Origin of the sequence: Leptolyngbya sp. FACHB-711 (genome assembly GCF_014695615.1) — a bacterium.
Lineage (GTDB): Bacteria > Cyanobacteriota > Cyanobacteriia > Elainellales > Elainellaceae > Leptolyngbya_A.
Genome location: NZ_JACJOR010000142.1, coordinates 1 through 3,079, shown reverse-complemented (window position 1 = coordinate 3,079; position 3,079 = coordinate 1). Strand labels below are relative to the sequence as shown.

At 51.7% G+C, this 3,079-nt stretch carries 2 protein-coding genes; both read right to left on the bottom strand.

Features of this window, described 5'->3' with window-relative positions; translation table 11 throughout:
- Positions 1–1,259: NAD(P)H-quinone oxidoreductase subunit 4 (locus H6F80_RS04750; RefSeq protein ID WP_190790459.1), on the bottom strand; the 1,259-nt coding region annotated here is incomplete at its 3' end.
- Positions 1,260–1,742: 483 nt separating this feature from the next.
- Positions 1,743–3,079: proton-conducting transporter transmembrane domain-containing protein (locus H6F80_RS04745; RefSeq protein WP_277879039.1), on the bottom strand; the 1,337-nt coding region annotated here is incomplete at its 5' end.

Sequence of the window (3,079 nt, the reverse complement as noted above, 5' to 3'; positions counted from 1 at the left end):
AGGGTAATCACAATCACCTTAAAGGTCATGCTGTAGGCATCGCTGGTTGCAAATCCCACAAACACCATGATTTCTGCAACAAAGCCGCTCATGCCGGGCAACGCCAACGACGCGAGCGAACAAGCCGTGAACATGGCGAAAATCCTGGGCATCTTTTGACCAACCCCGCCCATCTCGTCCAGGATCAGGGTGTGAGTACGATCGTAGGTTGCTCCCACCAGGAAGAATAGACTTGCCCCGATTAGACCGTGGGACACCATTTGCAGCATCGCGCCGCTTAAGCCCAGGTCAGTAAAAGAAGAAATCCCGATCAGCACAAAGCCCATGTGAGAGATCGAGGAGTAGGCAATCTTGCGCTTCAGGTTGCGCTGAGCAAACGAAGTCAGTGCTGCATAGATGATATTAACGATGCCCAGGATAATCAGAATCGGCGCAAAGTAAACGTGAGCATCGGGCAGCATTTCCACATTCATCCGAACCAGCGCGTATCCACCCATTTTCAGCAGAATGCCTGCCAGCAGCATGTGGACTGGGGCAGTCGCTTCACCATGCGCGTCCGGCAGCCAGGTATGCAGCGGGAAGATCGGCAGCTTCACTGCGTAGGCAATCAGGAACCCGCTATAAACCAAGAGCTGGAAGTTGAGCGGGTAATCCTTTTGCATGAGCGATCGCATATCAAACGTGACTGTATCGCCGTAAAACGCCATTGCCAGCGCACAGACGAGAATGAACAGCGAACCGCCTGCGGTATACAGGATGAACTTGGTCGCTGCGTAAAGGCGTTTCTTGCCGCCCCAGATCGATAGCAGCAAGTAAACCGGAATCAGCTCAAGCTCCCACATTAGGAAAAACACCAGCATATCCTGCACAGCAAACACGCCAATCTGTCCGCCGTACATCGCCAGCATCAGGAAGTAGAAAAATTTGGGCTTCAGCGTGACGGGCCACGATGCCAGGATCGCCAGCGTGGTAATAAATCCGGTTAGCAAAATCAGCGGCATCGAAATTCCGTCTGCGCCCACGGACCAGCGCAAATCAAGCGCAGGAACCCAGGAGTAGCTTTCCACAAGCTGCATTCCCGGATTCGAGGGGTCGTACTGGGTATAAAAGGCATACACCAGGATCACAAAGTCGATCAAGCCGACGATCAGGGCATACCAGCGCACTGTTTTACCGTCTTTATCCGGGATGAGCGGGATAAACAGGGAAGCAACAATGGGTAGAAGAATTGAGGTGGTTAGCCAGGGGAAGTTCTCGATAGTCATGGCGTTTTGTGATGAGTGCTTGAGGAATGAGGTGTTCTCTTCCCGTCACAAGCTCATTGTTGTGGGTTTACAGAAAATTGTCAGTCTGGAAAACGGAAGATTTTACATTTCTTGAGAGTGTGAACTTTGGAGAAGGGTTAGAGAAGCCGAAACCGCCCTCCAGCCCCAATTTTGGGGGAAACTGAGCCTTTAAAAGCTAAAAGCCTTCTTTATATAACCAGAATGTTTGGTGGCTCAAAGCGCCTTAGAATCGGGGGATTTAAGAGGCAAGGATAGGAGCTAAAACGCGGCTCAAACCCTTGCTGAACCCGATCGAAAAAGGGAAACAGCATAGACAATCCTGCAACCGTTCTACCCTGCTTCCCCCAGAAACTGCTGATTTTTAAGGTTGAATTAATTGAAAGCCAAATAATTTCAAGGATTCGGGCAGGTTAGGAAAAATAGATTCACTCAACCTGCCCAATGAAATCTAAGCGATCAGGTGACACCGGAGACCAGCACCAATCCCAGCACTGCACCAAACACAATCAGCGCGTAGAACTGCACTCGACCATTTTCCAGGTATTTCAGGGCTTCCCCAGTAACCAAGGTGACAAAGCCAGTCAAGTTAACCAGACCATCTACGATTCGTACATCCACTTCCAGCACTTGCCGTGCCAGACGACGACTGCCCTGCACAAACAGCACATCATACAGGTCGTCGAAGTACCACTTGTTCAGGGACAGGTTGTAGAGCGGCTTGATCTTCTCAGCGATCGTCCCTGGATCAATCTTGCGGCTCAGATACATGAGCGATGCTAGCGTAATCCCGATCAGCGCGATGCCCACCGAGCTACCCGCCATAATCAGGAATTCGGTTAGATCGAACTCAGATGCCATTTCTGCGGTAGCGGTAAGCTGCTCTGCCATCACCCCATGACCGGGATGGATGAACTCCTCAAAGTAGTTCGCAAAGGGAGTGCCTACCAGACCGATCAGCACAGAGGGAATCGCCAGTGCCATCAGCGGCAAGGTCATTGTAATTGGCGATTCGTGGGGTTCACTATGGTGATGTTCGTCGCCCGTGTGCGCCTCATGGTCTTCCCCTTCAGCAGACAGTTCGAGTTCCTGAGAGTTCATTGCGCCAGGACCGATCGACAGACCAAGACGCTGGAGCTGCTCTAGCTTAAGCTGCTGCTTGATCGCAGAATTCGTACCCCGGAATTCGCCTTCAAAAGTGCTGAAGTACATCCGGAACATGTAAAATGCCGTGATTCCAGCCGTTGCCCAGCCAATGCTCCACAGAATTGGGCTGACTTCAAAGGTGGAACCCAGAATTTCATCCTTTGACCAGAACCCAGCAAACGGGGGAATTCCAGAGATCGCCAGCGTACCGAGCAAGAAGGTAATTGCTGTAATGGGCATATACTTCCGCAGACCGCCCATCAGCCGCATATCTTGCGCATAGACTGGATCGTGACCGACTACGCCTTCCATCCCATGAATGACGGAACCCGAACCAAGGAACAGCATCGCCTTAAAGTAAGCGTGGGTCATCAGGTGGAATAGCCCTGCTCCATACGCGCCCACGCCCATTGCCATCACCATGTAGCCCAACTGGGACATCGTGGAATAGGCAAGACCCTTCTTGATGTCGTTTTGGGTAATGGCGATCGAGGCTCCCAGGAAGGCAGTAAAGGCTCCTGTCCAGGCAATAACGTTCATTGCGCTGGGGATGTTTTCAAACACCGGATACATCCGGGCAATCAGAAATACACCTGCTGCCACCATCGTTGCAGCATGAATCAGCGCGGAAATGGGCGTTGGACCTTCCA